At 59.3% G+C, this 17,059-nt stretch carries 15 protein-coding genes; 6 read left to right on the top strand and 9 right to left on the bottom strand.

What is annotated here, in order from left to right:
- Positions 1-140 precede the first annotated feature (140 nt).
- Positions 141-1,052, bottom strand: coding sequence for a glycosyltransferase family 92 protein (locus J5278_RS00155; protein WP_209182426.1), 912 nt, complete (start codon positions 1,050-1,052; stop codon positions 141-143).
- Positions 1,053-1,383: 331 nt separating this feature from the next.
- Here J5278_RS00155 and J5278_RS00150 point away from each other — a divergent pair, with 331 nt between their 5' ends.
- Genes J5278_RS00150 through J5278_RS30835 form a run of 4 tightly spaced genes read left to right on the top strand, consistent with a single transcriptional unit; the run spans position 1,384 to position 3,858 of the window.
- Positions 1,384-2,070, top strand: coding sequence for a glycosyltransferase (locus tag J5278_RS00150; RefSeq protein ID WP_247748943.1), 687 nt, complete (start codon positions 1,384-1,386; stop codon positions 2,068-2,070).
- Between the two features lie 6 nt (positions 2,071-2,076).
- Complete coding sequence (locus tag J5278_RS00145; protein ID WP_257623379.1) at positions 2,077-2,937, top strand: 3-deoxy-manno-octulosonate cytidylyltransferase; 861 nt, start codon at positions 2,077-2,079, stop codon at positions 2,935-2,937.
- Between the two features lie 28 nt (positions 2,938-2,965).
- Positions 2,966-3,736 carry a membrane-anchored protein gene (locus J5278_RS00140; RefSeq protein WP_209182427.1) on the top strand — a complete coding sequence of 257 codons (771 nt, stop codon included), beginning with the start codon at positions 2,966-2,968 and terminating at the stop codon, positions 3,734-3,736.
- A complete protein-coding gene (locus J5278_RS30835; protein WP_257623378.1) occupies positions 3,733-3,858 on the top strand; it encodes a hypothetical protein in 126 nt (41 codons plus the stop codon). The genes J5278_RS00140 and J5278_RS30835 overlap by 4 nt, the downstream gene beginning before the upstream one ends.
- A 99-nt stretch (positions 3,859-3,957) precedes the next feature.
- On the opposite strand, the gene J5278_RS00135 is transcribed toward J5278_RS30835, so the two are convergent.
- A complete protein-coding gene (locus tag J5278_RS00135; protein ID WP_209182428.1) occupies positions 3,958-6,318 on the bottom strand; it encodes a DUF1989 domain-containing protein in 2,361 nt (786 codons plus the stop codon).
- A 257-nt stretch (positions 6,319-6,575) separates the two neighbouring features.
- Between J5278_RS00135 and J5278_RS00130 the strand changes: the two genes are divergently transcribed.
- Both J5278_RS00130 and J5278_RS00125 read left to right on the top strand, forming a co-directional pair.
- Positions 6,576-8,363, top strand: coding sequence for an APC family permease (locus J5278_RS00130; protein ID WP_209182429.1), 1,788 nt, complete (start codon positions 6,576-6,578; stop codon positions 8,361-8,363).
- Between the two features lie 227 nt (positions 8,364-8,590).
- Positions 8,591-8,857 (top strand): cupin domain-containing protein, encoded by a 267-nt coding sequence (locus tag J5278_RS00125; RefSeq protein WP_247748944.1) that lies wholly within the window; start codon positions 8,591-8,593, stop codon positions 8,855-8,857.
- Between the two features lie 7 nt (positions 8,858-8,864).
- On the opposite strand, the gene J5278_RS00120 is transcribed toward J5278_RS00125, so the two are convergent.
- The 7 genes from J5278_RS00120 to J5278_RS00090 form a co-directional block, all read right to left on the bottom strand.
- A complete protein-coding gene (locus J5278_RS00120; protein WP_224140323.1) occupies positions 8,865-9,089 on the bottom strand; it encodes a DUF982 domain-containing protein in 225 nt (74 codons plus the stop codon).
- Between the two features lie 124 nt (positions 9,090-9,213).
- A complete protein-coding gene (locus tag J5278_RS00115; protein ID WP_209182430.1) occupies positions 9,214-10,221 on the bottom strand; it encodes a P1 family peptidase in 1,008 nt (335 codons plus the stop codon).
- A gap of 138 nt (positions 10,222-10,359) precedes the next feature.
- Positions 10,360-10,554 carry a hypothetical protein gene (locus J5278_RS00110; protein WP_209182431.1) on the bottom strand — a complete coding sequence of 65 codons (195 nt, stop codon included), beginning with the start codon at positions 10,552-10,554 and terminating at the stop codon, positions 10,360-10,362.
- 481 nt (positions 10,555-11,035) lie between these two features.
- Positions 11,036-13,990: an aminotransferase gene (locus tag J5278_RS00105; RefSeq protein WP_209182432.1), complete on the bottom strand. Its 2,955-nt coding sequence runs from the start codon at positions 13,988-13,990 to the stop codon at positions 11,036-11,038.
- Between the two features lie 124 nt (positions 13,991-14,114).
- Positions 14,115-14,999: a formyltetrahydrofolate deformylase gene (gene purU / locus J5278_RS00100; RefSeq protein ID WP_209182433.1), complete on the bottom strand. Its 885-nt coding sequence runs from the start codon at positions 14,997-14,999 to the stop codon at positions 14,115-14,117.
- Positions 15,000-15,245: 246 nt separating this feature from the next.
- Positions 15,246-16,553, bottom strand: coding sequence for a type III glutamate--ammonia ligase (glnT, locus tag J5278_RS00095; protein ID WP_209182434.1), 1,308 nt, complete (start codon positions 16,551-16,553; stop codon positions 15,246-15,248).
- 44 nt (positions 16,554-16,597) lie between these two features.
- A complete protein-coding gene (locus J5278_RS00090; RefSeq protein ID WP_209187295.1) occupies positions 16,598-17,059 on the bottom strand; it encodes an OsmC family protein in 462 nt (153 codons plus the stop codon).

Here is a 17,059-nt window from a genome sequence, read left to right as displayed (position 1 = left end):
CATAGCCACATCTGGTACCGATTGCCGCGCAAGTCACTGAAATCGCGCGATAAAAATCGCAAATTTCAGTCAGATCTCGATTGTCGTCGGTTCCAAACTTACAGGAAATCGAAGCTGTGGCCAAGATGCCAGCCTCAGAACTAGCCGAGTTCGATGCCATGTCGCGCGATGAAATCGACCATTGCCCGGTCTTCGACGGCGTCTTTTTCGATTGCCTCGACGACGCCGAAGACTTTGCGCTCGTACTTCGTTCGCTCCGCATCATAGGACCACCCGCGCGTCACCTTCGCCTGAAGTTCGGCGCGTGATTTGCTGTAGTAGTGGTTGAGCTGCAAGAAACGATTGGAATAGAAGGCCTCCGACTTGCGGCCGGAGCGGGTGAATTGCTGGCCCGCATCGTTGACGGTGAGCTCTCCATGCTGGCGCGTCCTGAATTGGTGGACGCTGACTTCGACCACTTCGCAGGGATCGACGATGCATTTGAAGTTGGAAACGTTTTCCTGCCGTGTCAGCGGATCTGCACCGCGCATAGTGTAGTTGGAAAGCAGCGGTCCCTCAGGCTTTACGGCATGACCTGATGTGCCGAACATATGCCAGGGCAGAGATACATTCGGAAAGCCGCCAGCGCCTTCCAGGGCCTGCTCTACGGTTGACCCCTGTTTGGGCAACAGAAATTCATCGACATCGACGAATGCCATGCGGCTGTAAAGGCAGCCAAAGTTGAGAATAGCGTGAGCAAAAGCAATCGTCTGGCCATTCAGCAGTTGGCCACTTGCCGCGTCCGACATGCGTGCGATCCACGGAACGATCGTCAGGGCATCGGCGGCAAGGAGATCCGATAGAAGCGCCTGCGTGCCATCCGTAGAACCGTCGTCATAGATATAGAAATGGCGCACGCCAACGGCACGGTGGAAGCGGATCCACTCTTCGATATAGGCTGCCTCGTTCTTGACGCAGGCCATGATCGCGATGCCGTGGCGGCCGGAAGCAGGCGCCGGTGGTATGATCGAAAGCTTTCGTGTAAGCGGCTTTGCCGACTTGAACCAACCCATTTAGGCCTCTTTTTCTACGACTGGGACTGTCGAATCGGAGCGTAGTCGCGACAGCATATCTGCCCGTCGGGCCCTCGGGGCAAGTTGCGCTGCCTATAATGCCTGCTAACAAAGCCGATGATGCCTACCAACAAAATAGCGTCGCAATTCTGTCGACAAATGCGATCGCCGTCCTATTTCGCGTCGAAGCTGCAACTTGACTTTCGAAAGCGGGAGTTACAAGCATCAGGCCGTAGTTTTGATAACGGTGGCTACTGTACAATATCTGTTGCTTTGCGAGGTGACGGCTTTTTGGCCTAGCACCTGGCACATGGACGATAGCGGAGAGATCATGATCGATAATTTAGCGCGTATTTTCGTCGGCTTCGATTCCAAGGAAGTCGTAGCCTACCACGTTCTCACGCAGAGCATCATCGAACATTCATCCATTCCGGTGGCGTTCTCGCCGATCGTGCTGAGCAATCTCGGCGACCTCTTTACCCGCGAACGCAATGCCCTTCAGTCCACCGAGTTTTCCTTCTCGCGCTTTCTGGTCCCGCACCTTTGCAACTACGAAGGCTGGAGCATCTTCATGGATTGCGACATGCTGGCGCGTACCGACATCGCCGAGCTCTGGAACCTGCGCGACGACCGGTATGCAGCGATGTGCGTCAAGCACGATTACCAGCCCAAGGTTGAAACCAAGTTTCTCGGCCAGACCCAGACCAAGTACCAGAAGAAAAACTGGTCCAGCCTGATCATGTTCAACAACGCCAAGTGCCGCGCGCTGACGAAGGAATTCGTCAACACAGCAACTGGCCTCGAACTGCACCAGTTCAAATGGCTGGAAAGCGACGACCAGATCGGGGGACTGCCGGTAACCTGGAATTACCTGGTCAACGAATACGATCACCGCCCTGACGCGAAGATTGTCCACTTCACCGACGGCGGCCCCTATTTCGACGAATACCGCAACGACGATTACTCGGAAGAATGGTTCGCGATGCGCGACCGCGTCCTCTCCGTTCAGCAGAAATAAGCATTCGTGGAACCCGTTTCAGGCAATGAACAAGCGCCTGGCAGTTCTCTGCCAGCGGCCGGCTCTCTTTCAGGCATCACCGAGGTCAAGGATTGGCAAGCGATTTTCGCGGCCTTCTCCCATGTCGTTCTCGTTGCCAACAGCGATACGGTCGATATCGCCGGGCTTCAGAAGCAATATCCGCCCAGCACCCTCTTCGTGTTTTTCAACAAGGTCTACAAGGTGCTGGACGCGCCCTTTCAAGGCAACGCGCTGCTGATATCGCGCGGCAGCTCCAAAGGTGCCAACATTGTCTACCGGCGGGAAGTTGGCGACGTCGTCAAGTTCTTCCCTCGGGATCGTTTCCTTGGCATCATGAACATTCGGCTTAACGCCGAGGAAAAATTCAATACCGCCGCCGAATTTGAAAACACGCCTACTGGCCATCTCGATCTGAGCGGGTTCTGCAACGACTTCTATCCCGAGGACAAGGTGCCGACCAGCGGCTTTGCCATTGCCCTGTGGCTCAGCGACCTGAAATTGCCCGGCACCATTATCCTTGCCGGGTTTTCCGCGCGTCGCAGTCAGCAATGGAAGGTCGTTTCCGTCCACGACTGGAGTTTCGAGCAAGTCTTCTTGCGCCTTTTTGCGCGCATGGGGAAAATCTCTGTCCATGGCGGCGTCTCGCAAAATGCCTACGCAGCCTTGGCAAAACGTTTCCCGGATATTCCGTCGTCGGAAATTTCAATGGCGATTGCCGATGTCTTGTCCGAGCGTCTCGGCAACGCCAATGCCGAGATCGACAAGCTGATATCCCTCACCAATGTCATTCGCGACATCGATAATTTCTTCCGTCGCCTGCGGCCGCGTTTTCTAAAGCGACGCTGAGACGGTATCCCTCCCGAAAAAGATGGCTATGCCCGGCTCATTTTCCGACCTCAAAAAACTTCTTTACCGGAACATCAAATACCGGCTGACGCGCCCGTCGCCGCCGACAGTTACACCGCGCTTCGAAGGCCCCGTGCTTGTCGTCGGTTCTGCGCCGGTTTCCCATAAACCGGCCGATTTCGACGACAGGTTCCGCGTCGTGACGATCAACGGTTCGCAGGCGGTGACCGAGGCCTGGGGCATCGAGGAGCCGGATGTTACCTTCGTGCAATTCAACCAGATCGAGGGCACCAACACCAACGCTGTAGAGGTTCGTCGCGTGCTCAACGGCAAGCGGACTGGAGCTTTGTTCGTCCTGCTCTGGCGCAAGGATGAGCGCGAACGGCTCGAAAGGGGTTTGCAGGCGTTCAATTACAAGCCGCGCACGCTGACGATCGTCGATCGGTACGAGCGAATGGCTCTGCTGGACCGCGTTGTCGGCCGCAAGAGTTTCGAGATGGATACCGATTCCAAGTGTTCCAATGGTATCAACGCCGTGCTCTTTGCCCTATACAACGGCTCCACGGCAGTGATCATCACCGGCATCAACCCCAACTCGGGCGGGCACGCCTACAATCAGGTGAATTTATCGCGTCAGCATGTTCGAATGGATCAGGAGATTCTTGTGAGACTGATGCAGCAGGGTTATCCCGTTTTTACCACTGACCCATCGGTGTCGGAGTCTATCGGCCTGCCGCTGTGGCAGGGCATTGAAAATGTCCAGCATGCAGGATTGTCTGGCGAGCGGAGCAATTCATGAACCCTCTTAAACCCGTCGTTGCGCTCTGTCGTCATGTTGAGCAGCGCTTTGTGCCATGGCCATTGCTGCTCATTATCCTACTGACGATTGCCGCCTTTTTATTCGGCTATCTCGCACCCTGAAGGAGCGGTCGCATCTATGTCGCGACTGCCCTTAATTTTTGGCGTAAAAGCAAATGACGTCGCCGGCTGCGGCCTCTTATCTGCCGAAAAATGCGTTGCTCACGAGCGCGGCTTAAGCTTCTGCGGATCGTAATGGGCGAAAGGCACGATCACGGCTGGAAGGCGCTTCTGCTGGCCATCCAGCTTGCCGATCTCGACCTCGGTTCCGATCCCGGCATGCACTACGTCCATCCGCGCCAAGGCAATGGTCTTCCTCAACAGCGGCGAGCGGGTCGCACTGGTGACGACACCCACCTGCGCCCGCCCGATATGCACGGTGTCTCCATGGCCAACCGTCTCGTTGGCATCGATATCGAGGCCGACCAGCCGGTAGCGGGGATTTTCCTTGCGGGCGAGCAGTGCGGTGCGGCCGATGAAATCCTCCGTCTTCGACTTCAGTGGCACGGTAAAGCCGATGCCGGCTTCAAAGGGATCGGTCTGGTCTGAAAATTCGTAATGCGCGAAGATCAGTCCGGCCTCGATGCGCACCATATCGAGTGCCTCGAGCCCCATCGGCTTGATGCCATGCTTCTGGCCGGCCTCCCACACGGCGTCGAACACGGAGATGGCATCCTTCGGATGACAAAAAATTTCGTAGCCGAGTTCGCCGGTATAGCCGGTTCGTGACACCACCACCGGTGCGCCTTCGAAATGACCGATCCGGCCGACTGCAAAGCGGAACCAGTCGAGCTCGGAGATCGCCGGCTGCGTCGGCGCGGTCCAGACGATTTCCGCAACGATGTCCCTGCTTTTCGGTCCCTGCACGGCGATATTGTGCATCTGGTCGGTGGACGAGCGCACCCAGGCTTTGAAGCCCATCTTTTCCGCTTGCTCGCGCAGCCAGACACCGGAGAAATCGTCGCCGCCGATAAAGCGGAAATTGTTCTCCGCCAGCCGGAAGACGGTGCCGTCGTCGATCATCCCGCCGTTTTCGTAGCACATGGCGGTGTACACGACTTGGCCGGGAGACAGCTTTCTGATGTCGCGGGTCATGCAATATTGCAGCAGAGCTTCGGCATCCGGCCCGGTGATCTCGAATTTCCGCAGTGGCGACAGATCGATCACCACAGCCCGTTCGCGGCAGGCCCAGTATTCCTCGATCGGTCCGTCATTGTTGAAGCGGTTGGGTAGCCAATAGCCGCGATATTCGGCGTAATTGCGCGTCATCGCCGAAAGGCGGGGATGGAAGGCAGTTTCCTGGGTCATTTCCGGCTCTGCATCGGGAGTCATTCTGGTCGCCACGGCTCGAGAGAATTTTCGGTCAGCGGAGTAGGTACGGACATGGATATCTGTGGGGTCCCAGCCGTTGGCGGCATCGATATCGTCGGGACATGACGAGGAGACGCAAACGAGATCGGTCAGTGCCCGCATCAGCACATAGTCGCCCGGCCGAGACCAGGGCTCGTCGAGGTAGAGCTGGTTCTGGTGGTCTATGTTGGTGTTGTAGAAATAGTTGATCGCCTCCCAGCCTTTGCGGGGAGCAATGCCAAAGGGCGACAATGCATCGTTGAAATTGTCGGTGCAATTGGCATGGCCGGGATAGCCCATGTCGTCATAGTAGCGGGAATTGCAGGCGGTGGCGAAGGCGTCGTGCCTTCCGACCGTGTCCTGGACGATTTCGACAAGCGGTTCGAAGTCTCGGTCGAAACATTTTGAGGGAAGACCGGGTGTCGGATAGCTGCGGCTGAGCAGCGTCCGTGTGACCGTGGCGTCGATGGCCCGGTCGAGCCCCTTGTCGACCTTGCGGGCGGCAAAAGCCTGGAAGTCGGTACATTGGCGGCCGGCGACATCGATGATCTGGATGAATTCGCCGGCGCGGACAAAATATGCTGATGCCGATGCCGCCGCGATGCGCAGGTCCTGCAGCGGATCGGCCATAGGCTCCGGCAGCGTCTCCTCGTAGCTGCGCGACAGGCGTGCGCGCTGTACCATGATAGAGATTGCCGTCGATGTGTCCTGCCGATCGAAATCCATGGGAGCGCCGGGTGCGACGACGACCAGCAATCCATCCATTGTCATTGTCAGTGCGGCCGAAGACCCTGGTGCAGAGCCGCCACCGAAAACTGTCAGCGCAGCGGCCTTGCTGAGGTCTGCGCCGCGTCGCCTCAGCGCTGCGAGCGTTCGGCTGGCGCTATCGCCACCTTCGGAGAGGATATCCTGCAGGCCTGATGCAGTTCGCGAAAACGCCACGCCAAGTCCCGCCGCATTGAACTGGCCTGCCGCGTCGATGAACGTGATCTCGCAGAGCTGGCCGCCTTCGGTATCGGTGACGACAACTGTGTCGCCAGCGCTGACCCTGATCACGGTCGAGCCGCGCCCCTTCACGCGGTAGCGCTCGCCGCCGGGCCCAAGTGCCGGCATTCCGGGCCTGATGATCCGGCTGGCGCGGGGCGGCTGCAATACGTTGGCGGAATGGGGCATTCGAACCTCCGGCGAGCATCGGCCGCCTAATCTGCATATTCTTATATATCCAAATTTTGGGATGGAACACAAAGAGAGACTTGACCCTCATGAAAAAAAATTCACTATGAGAAATAAGTGACGCGACCGCTTGAGACTGGGATCGATCAGGAGATGCTGTAAAAGCGCCCTGCCGAACAAAAGCGCCGCCACGATCCAACAAAAATACAAGGGAACGCGCATACCGCGCGACGCAAAAACTGGTCGAGGAGACTGCTATGGTAGCTTTCGTTGAAACCGAAGGGTCCGAAGCCGCGTCAAGCGGCGGGCTGATCCGATCCCTGGATTGGAAGGGCGCCTTCTGGGTTGCCGCCGGCGTCCCGCCGCTTGTGCTGTTCTCGATCGGCGGCATTGCCGGCACAACCGGAAAGCTGGCCTTTGTCGTCTGGATCATCTCCATGGTGATGGGCTTCCTGCAATCCTTCACCTACGCCGAAATCGCCGGCATGTTCGCCAACAAGTCCGGCGGCGCATCCGTTTATGGCGCCACCGCCTGGCTGCGTTATTCGAAGTTCATCGCGCCGCTATCCGTCTGGTGCAACTGGTTTGCCTGGTCGCCGGTGCTGTCGCTCGGCTGCGCCATTGCTGCGGGCTACATCCTCAATGCGCTCTTCCCGATCCCTGGCGCCGATTCGCAACTTGTCGTCTCCTGGATCGCCGCCCATGCCGGCAGTATCACGGCCGATAGCCCGAGAGTTGCCGAATGGCTGGCGACCAATACCGGTAAGACCCAGGCAGACGCGATTACCGCGCTGATGTCCGCCGATGGCATCGCTGCCTATACGCCATGGATCAGAAGCTGGTCGCTGGTGACTTTCAACATTCCGTTCCTCGCCAAGGCCAGCCTCAACGCCACCTTTGTCATCGGCGGCATTCTGATGCTGATCATCTTCGCCATCCAGCACCGCGGAATTCTTGGCACTGCCAGCGTTCAGAAGTGGCTGGCCATCATCGTTCTCCTCCCGCTGCTGATCATCGGCCTCTACCCGATCTTCAGCGGTCAGATCGACACGCTCAACGTCACCGGCCTGCTGCCGCCCACGGCTGCCTATTCCGGCGTCGATGGCACCTGGAGCAATGGCGGCTGGACACTGTTCCTTGGCGGTCTCTATATCGCCGCTTGGTCGACCTACGGCTTCGAGACCGCCGTCTGCTACACGCGCGAACTGAAAAACCCGAAGACAGATACGTTCAAGGCGATCTTCTACTCCGGCCTGCTCTGCTGCCTGTTCTTTTTCCTCATTCCATTCACCTTCCAGGCCGTACTTGGCCAGACCGGCATGCTGGCACCGGGGATTGTCGATGGAACGGGCGTCGGCGAGGCGCTTGGTGGGCTTGTGCATGGCGGCAAGATCGTCACGCAGTTACTGGTTATCCTGATGATCATGGCGCTCTTCCTGGCCATCATGACAGCAATGGCCGGCTCCTCGCGCACGCTCTATCAAGGCTCGAAGGACGGCTGGCTGCCGAAGTATCTCGATCACGTCAACGAGCACGGGGCACCGACACGCGCCATGTGGACGGATTTTGCCTTCAACCTGTTCCTGCTGGCGATCGCCTCTGACACGGCCGGGTACTTCTTCGTACTGGCGGTATCCAACGTCGGTTACATCATCTTCAATTTTCTCAATCTCAATGCCGGCTGGATCCACCGCATGGATAGCGGCCATATCGAGCGCCCCTGGAAGGCGCCGACATGGCTGATTGGCCTCAACACGATACTGGCGTTCGTCAACGCATTGTTTCTTGGTGCCGGCGCCAAGGTCTGGGGATATTCCAATGCGCTCTGGGTCGGCTTCATCTTTGCAGCCCTGATCCTGCCGGTCTTTGCCTACCGCCATTTCGTCAGGGACGGCGGAAAATTTCCGGAAGGCGCGATGGAGGACCTCGGTCTTGTTGGCCAGGACCTCGGTGTGAAGAAGGCCGGTATCCTGCCATATGTGGCGCTGGCGGCAGGGCTTGCGGTTGTCCTCGCAGCAAATGTTATCTTCCAGCTTCCGGCCTGAGCTTTGCAGACGATACGCGGCCTATGCCGCGTGTCTGAACTATCCGCATGCCTCACGCTGAGGTGAGACGTCCGCCCAGTTTCTCAAGGCCAGCACTAAAATGAACATACCTAAGGCTGTGATAACCCGGGTCGAGGATCGGCCAAGAGAGGAATGGGACGATCCCGTGCGCGGCAGCGTCGCCTTCTACACACTGCTCAGCAGCGACATCACCCCCCACCGACAGCATGTGCGCCGGCGTCGCCGAAATCGCGCCGGGCGGCGGTTCGAGGCAACTGCATCGCCACGCCGAACCGGAGATCTACTATATGCTCGAAGGCACTGGCGTCATGAGCATCGACGGGACCGAGACGGTCGTCGCTGCGGGTGATGTGATCTTTATTCCCGGCAATGCGGAGCACGGATTGCGGAATGAGACGGATGCGCCGGTCAGACTATTTTATGTATTCCCGACTGGACGTTTCGGTGACGTCGTCTATCGCTTTCCGGATTGATTGCCCGTCAGTAGTCGACGAAAATATCTGCATCCTTGGCTGCAGCAATGAAGGCTTCGCGTGACGCGCTGGTCGGCTTATCGTTGTCGAGCACTGCAAGACAGATGTTGATAGCCATGCGATGGGTATCTCCCTGTGGGCCTGGCCAGCAGGAATAGAGGCAGTCTACGGCATCGAGCGCGCTTCCAACGTGCCTGAATTCACCAGCTTTAGGAGCCTCGACGGTCACCATGACGTCCCAGATTTTCATATCCATACAACACAACGAATGAGTGATAGAAATGGTTGCATACAATTATTAATAGAATTAGAGAGTATGAAAATTCAACACAGGTAATATGCGCTCCTCGCGGGCATCAGGGACTCGAGGATCCGAACAGGTCACGCCAGGCTGGCTGTGCGCCGTCGAAGGGCAGGGCAGTTGCTTGATGGACGCCACGTGCAATAGCGCGTGCCATCACCGTCGTCGAGAGTTGGCAGAGTTCGAGAAAGTCGATCATGCCGTCCATCGGCCGGGCGCCGGTCGATGCTGCAAAGACTGTGTCGCCGTCGAATGGCAGATGGGCCGGCAACAGGGCACGAGCCAGTCCGTCCTGTGCCATGATCGACAACCGGTGTGCCTCCGCCTTGGTGACGATGGCATCCGTGATGACGACGCCGATGGTGGTTGCTGTGATATTGACCCCCTTCAACCGCGTCGTCCGGTCTGCCGTGGAAATGGCGGGAGGCATGCCAAGACCTCCGAATTCGTTGTTCTCCTCGAACGGCGCGGCCCAGAAATGCGGACCGTCTCCGATGGTAGGCGTGCCCAGCGCATTGACTGCGACCAGCGCGGCAATTCGGTGTCCGCTGCTTGTGACCGCGCTCGCCGAGCCAAGGCCTCCCTTGACCGTTGCCGTCGTCGCTCCCGTGCCGGCTCCAACGCTGCCGAGCGGGAATTCACCCTTGGCCGCTGCGAGGAACGCCTGATAGCCCATGTCCCGATAGGGGGAATGCAGGCCCCAGTCCTTGTCTCCTCCGTTCAGCAGATCCATCAGGATCGCCTGCGGCACGATCGGCACGCGGGTGGTGCCGACCTGCAATCCGCGTCCAATCTCGCGCAGCCCCGCCTGTACGCCGCCCGCCGCATCCAGCCCGAATGCCGAGCCTCCTGACAGCACGAGCGCATCCACTGCGCCCACCGACATTGACGGATCGAGCAGCGCCGTATCCCGTCCGCCGGGCGCGCCGCCCATCACCGTGCCGGAAGCTACGGCCGGTGCATCGAAGACGATGACGGTGACACCGGACCCGAGCTTGAGGTCGGTGCAGTGGCCGACGGAAACACCCTCTATGTCAGTCAGCAGATTGCGGGAAACGGTCACGGGAATATCCTGTCGCTATGGTCGGATGGCGATAGGATCGCAAGGCATTGGAAAAGACAAGACCGGCACGGCTTCCGCTGAACCGGTCTTGCTTGGCAGGTTTTGGGCGACGATGCCGGCTCTGGCCCGCAGCGGAGCCTATACGTGGATGGGCTTTGCAGGGCTGCGTGCCAAGAGGTCGCGAATGGCGAGCCTGACTTCGTCAGCGCTGCCGAAGCGGCGCTCATCCAGATCATGGACATGGTATTTCACGGCAATGAACCGCAATTGGTCGTCGTCAGGAACGACGATACCGACAGGCACGCCTGCATACTCGATAACTTGCTTCTTCATGCGATACTCCCACCGCGCTATGCACGGTTATGGAAAAATGACGATGTTGTTCCGAAAGGGACGAACGTCACATTCGACAGCGCGGGCCGGAGCGGAAGCCCGAGCAGTCTTGGTCCAGCACAAGCTCCCAAGGCGGGCATGCGATAAGTGTGTCTTTTCTCATGTCACTTCCCTTGCGTTGGCGTTGCACTTTGGAGGTCCCCGCGATATCCGGGGCGCCGGAAGATGGAACCAAGTTTGTCTACTCAGTTAGTAGATTATAGCCTGGTTTCCACCGCAAACATATTCTTGTCGATGTCAAAAATTTGCCTGTCGTCGAAATATCGTTCCAGCTATCGAGCATATCTGCGAAAGATAATTCGTTCTTCCGTAGATGCCTGATGCCGGGATTCGCGTCTTCTCCGACGACCCAGAGATAGGAATTTGGGATCAGCCGGACAATCCCCCAACGGTTGAAAATCAGATTGGTCGCCAAATGACCCTAATGGTTAACGGCCAAACCCAGCTTCTCCGAAGCCTCGATGAGCGACTTTTCCAGGGCTTGCAGGAAAAACTCGGCGCTCTCCCTGCTGATGCAAAGTGGCGGCTTGATCTTCAACACGTTGAGGTGATCGCCGGTCGGCTGCACGATGACGCCGAGTTCCAGCAGCCTATCGCAGAGCGCCGCCGTCTCCATGGTTGCAGGCGCGAGCGAATCACGGTCGGTGATCAGTTCCAGGCCGAGATAGAGCCCCATGCCATGTACCGCGCCGATCAGGGGAAAGCGCTCCATCATCGACACCATCCGGGCCTTCAGATGTTCACCGACAACTCGAGCATTGTTCTGCAGCGCCTCGTCCTTCAGGATGTCGAGCACGGTCATGCCGACGACCGAGCTCACCGGACTTCCACCTGTCGATGAGAAGAAATAGCCTTGCCGTTCCAGCGCATCGGCAATCGGCCTGCTGGTGATGACGGCACCGAGAGGGTGGCCGTTGCCCATGCCCTTGGCGATCGTAATGATATCGGGGACCACGCCCTGCTGCTCGAACCCCCAGAAAAAATCCCCGAGCCGGCCATAGCCGATCTGCACCTCGTCGGCGATGCAGAGGCCACCGGCGTCGCGCACGAGCGCATAGATCTGGCTGAGGTAGCCGTCGGGCAGCACGATTCCGCCGGCATTGCCGCAGAGTGATTCTGCAATCACGCCAGCCAGGCCCTCGCCACTTTCACGGACGGCATCGATCAATGGCCTCGTTGCTTCGACATAGGCGTTGCCTGCGTCGGGTCCGCGAAACTGCCCACGAAAGCTGTTCGGCGCCGGTGCTGCATGCACCCAGTCTGGCCGCGTTGTCAGGGCTTGCGGGTTGTCGGCAAGCGAAGTCGAGACCGCGTCGCTGGCGACCGACCAGCCATGATAGCCCTCCTTAAGGCAGAGCATGTTGCGGGCGCCGGTATAGGCCCAGGCAAGCCGCAGGGCGAGGTCGTTCGCCTCTGAACCGCTGTTGACCAGGAACACGCAGTCGAGGCCCCTCGGCGCAAGTGCGGCCAGTCGCTCCGAAAAATCCGCGATTCCCGCATAGTGAAAACGCGAGTTGGTATTGAGCAGCGACCACTGCCGGCCAATCGCCGCGTTGAGGCGTGGATGGGCATGGCCGAGGATCGTGACGTTGTTGATCATGTCGAGATAGGTACGGCCTTCGACGTCGAAGAGATATTCGCGCCAGCCTCGCTCGATCTGCGGCGGGTTTGCGTAATAGTGCTTCTGCGAGGCCGCCAGATGGGTCATCCGGCGGGCCAGCCGTTCGCCGCTGCTTGCCTTGGGGGCGTCAACCGCGGGGCCAAGCAACGCCGACGGTGACGGGCAAAGCGCCGACCAGGCCGGGGCCGCATGGCGGGCACACAGCAGCGGCGGCACCAGCGCGGGACTGCGGCAAAGCTGCACCCGCAACCCGCCGACCGCGCCCTCTTCTCCGGCTATCGATCCGAGAGCGTGGCCGGCAGCAATCTCGGCACCGTCTTCCAGGCTGCAGGCGATGCCGTCGAGGTGCAGGCAGACATCCAGTCCTACCAGCACCAGATGCTGGGCGTCGTTGATGATGCTGCCGGCAAAGGGTGCGTTGACGATGGTGCCGGCGGGCAGGCAGACGTCGCAGTGCAGGGCAAAATTCTTTGGCGGCTGCAGGGCAAGCGGTTCTGTTAGCGACAGGCGGAACTCTCCGTACCGCGTCGCTGCCAATCCGGTTTCGCGGGCTGCTTTCGCCAGCAGTCGCCAATCGATATCAGGCTCCAGCCAGTTGCCATCGTCCAGCAGCGGGCTCGTTGTCGACAGGTCGAGTGAAAGAATATCCGCAGTGTCGATGCCTTCAAGCAGCGGCATCCACGCCGAGGTGTCGATCGGCGCCGGACCGATGCCGACCGCCCTCAGAATGGCAGCGTCCATGAAATCGGCATTGGTGGACGTCGCGACCTCGAAGATCTCGCGCTCGAGGATGATGTTGTCACGGACATAACTATTGTCGGGATCGATCGCCAGCTGCTGCTCGCTGCTCGCCACCAGGATCACGGCGCGCGCGACGATCAGCGGCCACAGAGCCTGTAACTCGACCCCGCTCAGCGGCATCACGGCATGGTAGGCCGCAATCGCCGGCAGGATAAACAGCGGATCGCCATCCGCATGATGCAGAAGCGAGGCGCATGTCACGGCGAGGTCGCCGACCACCCAGCCCTTGATGATGTCGCCGAAGTCGATCACCCCATCGGGAATGAGATTGCCATGACCATCCGGCCGCGCCACGACATTGTCGCCGGTGACGTCGTGGTGCACCGGCTGCACGCGCAGATGCGCCGCCAGCGGCTGGATACGCTTGACTGCCGTCACCATTGCCTTGGCGATGCGGTCGCGGGCCTCGTGATTTGTGATCGCAGACAGCAAATGCACCGCCACCGGGCCGGCCCGGCGCAGATCCCACTGCAGGGTACGGTCGAGCCCGTGATGGTCGAAACCGGAAAGCGACTTTGCCAATCCGGCGCAAAGGGACCCGAGAGCCGCCACCGTCTCTGTCGGCAGATGCTTGCTGCGCGTCAGGCCCTGGCCTTCGACATAGCTCAGGAGCCGGATCTGGAGGTCCTGGTCGTTGATACCCAAAGCGACGATCTCGGCACCGTCGATTGTCGGGATGATCTCCGGAACGCGCGGTGCCCCGTCCATCGCGCGAAGATAGCGAAGCGCGGCATTCTGTGCTTCGAGCTCGACGGTGGCATAGTCCGCGTGGCAAATTTTCAGCACATAGCGCGCCTCGCCGGTATCGAGCCGGAAGTTCCGGTCCTGCTGGCTGCCGAGTTCGATGAACTCGCCCGAGAGACCATAATGGGTCGCGGCAATTTCGGCAGCGTCTGCCGCCGTGACTTCGGGCCTCGGCAATTGCATGCGGTTGACGAGCGCTTGGTCGGTCATGACACCCCCCGGATCACTTACTGCAAGAAGCAGATACGGCAAATCCTGGCAGCCACAAGACAAAGATGCAATCCGGCGGGGCGCAAACGTAGCGAATGTCGATTTTGCTCGCCGTTATGTCCGGCTAACCCATGCGCTCCGAGGCATAGCTGCCGGGGCTCGCCGGGAAGACGACTGTTCTGTTGCCGTTGATGAAGGTCCGGTGATGGATATGGGCGTGGATGGCGCGGGCGAGCACCTGGCTCTCGACGTCGCGACCAATGGAGACATAGTCCTCGGCGCTCTGCGCGTGGGTAACCCGTGCGGTATCCTGCTCGATGATCGGGCCTTCGTCGAGATCGGCGGTAACATAATGCGCCGTTGCGCCGATCAGCTTGACGCCGCGCTCATAGGCTTGCTTGTAGGGATTGGCCCCTTTGAAGCTCGGCAGGAAGGAGTGGTGGATATTGATGATCCGCCCCGACATCTTGCGGCACATGTCATCCGACAGGATCTGCATATAGCGGGCAAGCACGATCAGCTCCGTGCCGGTCTGTTCGGCTACGTCCATGATCTCCGCTTCGGCCTTCACCTTGTTTTCCTTGGTCACCTTGATGTGGTGAAAGGGAATGTCATGGTTGACGACGACCTTCTGGTATTCGAAATGATTGGATACGACGCCAACGATGTCGATCGGCAGCGCGCCGATCTTCCAGCGATAGAGCAGGTCGTTGAGACAATGGCCGAAGCGCGACACCATCAGCAGTACTTTCATGCGCTTCGTCGCATCGTGGATTTCGGCATCCATCTTGAAGGTCTCGGCTATAGGCTTAAATCCCTCGACCAGCGCCTCCTGCGCGATGCCTTCCTCAGACATGAAGCTGACGCGCATGAAGAACTTGCCGGTATCGAGGTCGTCGAATTGCGACGAATCGACGATGTTGCAACCCTGGACGGCCAGATAGGTTGAAATGGCAGCAACGATCCCGCGCGTTGATTGGCAGGATACCGTCAGCACGTAGCTCTTCATGTCTGTTCCCTCATTCGCAGGTTTTGGACCTGCATAAATCAAAGCATGGGCGCCGGATAGCCGGATGCGCAGCGCAATCCGCAAAGCCAGGGCCTATTGGCGCGTAGATCGCCTTGCGGGCCCGCAGCCCATTCGCTTGCAGATTACGGCAGGCAAGCGAAAATCCCGTTCCCATTGCGTCGTCGGAACGCGTATCCCCGCCGTTGGCAGGGAAGTGCTTGCGCGGGATTTCGAAATGCCGCCGTCCTAGATGTCCAGCGTCGTATCGCGCTCCCACTGCGTGAAGTGCGAGGCATAGCTATTCCATTCCTGGTGCTTGAGCTTGACAAAGGCGGCGGAGAATTCGAGGCCCATCGCCTGCTTCAGTCCCTCGTCCTTGTCGTACTCGCGCAAGGCATCGAGAAGGTTCAGCGGCAGGCGCGGCGCGTCCTTCACGAGATGGCCTTCCGCATACATGTCGATGTCGTAATGCCGGCCGGGATCGGCATTGGTGTTCAGCCCATCGAGGCCGGCAGCGATGATTACCGCCTGCAGCAGGTACGGATTGACCGCGCCATCGGGCAGCCGCAGCTCGAAGCGGCCCGGCCCGGGTACGCGCACCATGTGGGTGCGGTTGTTGCCGGTCCATGTCACCGTGTTCGGCGACCAGGTGGCGCCGGAGGTCGTACGCGGCGCATTGATGCGCTTGTAGGAATTCACGGTCGGATTGGTGATCGCCGCCAGCGCCGAGGCATGCTTCATGATACCGCCGAGAAACTGGCGGCCCTCGGACGATAGCCCGAAATCCATGATCTTGTCGGCAAAGACGTTGGTCTTTCCGTCGGTATCCCAGACCGAGATGTGGCAATGGCAGCCGTTGCCGGTCAGGCCCTTGAAGGGCTTGGGCATGAACGTAGCGCGCAGCCCGTGCTTTTCAGCAACGGACTTGACCATGAACTTGAAGAAGGAATGCTTGTCGGCGGTGATAAGCGCGTCGTCGAACTCCCAGTTCATCTCGAACTGGCCGTTGGCATCCTCGTGGTCGTTCTGGTACGGGCCCCAGCCGAGCTCCAGCATGTAGTCGCAGATCTCGGTGATGACGTCATAGCGGCGCATGACCGCCTGCTGGTCGTAGCACGGCTTGTCGGCGGTGTCGTATTTATCGGAGATCTGTTCGCCGTCCCCGGTGATAAGGAAGAACTCGGCCTCGACACCCGTCTTGACGCGCTTGCCGAGCGCCTCGGCCTCGGCAATCAGCTTCTTCAGCACGTTGCGCGGCGCCTGCTCGACCAGCTTGCCCTCCATCACACAATCGGCTGCAACCCAGGCAACATCCTTCTTCCACGGCAGCTGGATGGCTGATGCGGCATCGGGCACTGCAAACAGATCCGGATGCGCCGGGGTCATGTCGAGCCAGGTGGCAAAGCCAGCGAAACCGGCACCATCGGCCTGCATGCCTGCAATCGCCTGGCTTGGTACGAGCTTTGCCCGCTGGCCGCCGAACAGGTCGGTGTAGCTGATCATGAAGTATTTGACGCCGCGTTCCTTCGCCCAAGTCTCGAGATTGATCGTCATCGTTCAGTTCCCCATTTGGTTTTTGCTGCGGCCTTTCCGGCCTGTCAGTCTACGGGTTCGCAGGACACCTCCGTGCGCACCGAATTCGCGATAAAGCATTCGTCATGGGCCAGGTGATGCAGTTCGGCAGCCGCCTTCGCGTTCGGACCATTGCCCTCCCAGACAATGCGCGGACGCAGCACGACTTTGGCGACCCACATGCGACCGCTCTCATTCTTTGCCATCACGCCTTCGGCGACATCTTCGTAGCGGTCGACCACGAAGCCGCGCTTGGCCACAAGGTAGAGAAACGTCAGCATATGGCAGGAAGAAAGGCTGGCAATAAAGGCTTCCTCCGGATCGATGCCGGATGGATCAGAGTAGCGCGGTACCACGTGCGGCGAGGATGAGGCGCGAACGCTGATACCGCCGTCGAACGACCAGGAATGTCCGCGACCATAGCGATTGTCGGTGAACGGCTCTGCCGCCCCCCGCTCCCACAAAATGGTCGCAGTATAGACGGCCAT

Source organism: Rhizobium sp. B21/90 (assembly GCF_019355815.1).
Taxonomy (GTDB): Bacteria; Pseudomonadota; Alphaproteobacteria; order Rhizobiales; family Rhizobiaceae; genus Rhizobium; species Rhizobium rhododendri.
Note: the sequence above shows the minus strand (reverse complement) of the source record. Positions and strands in the feature narration are given on the sequence as shown.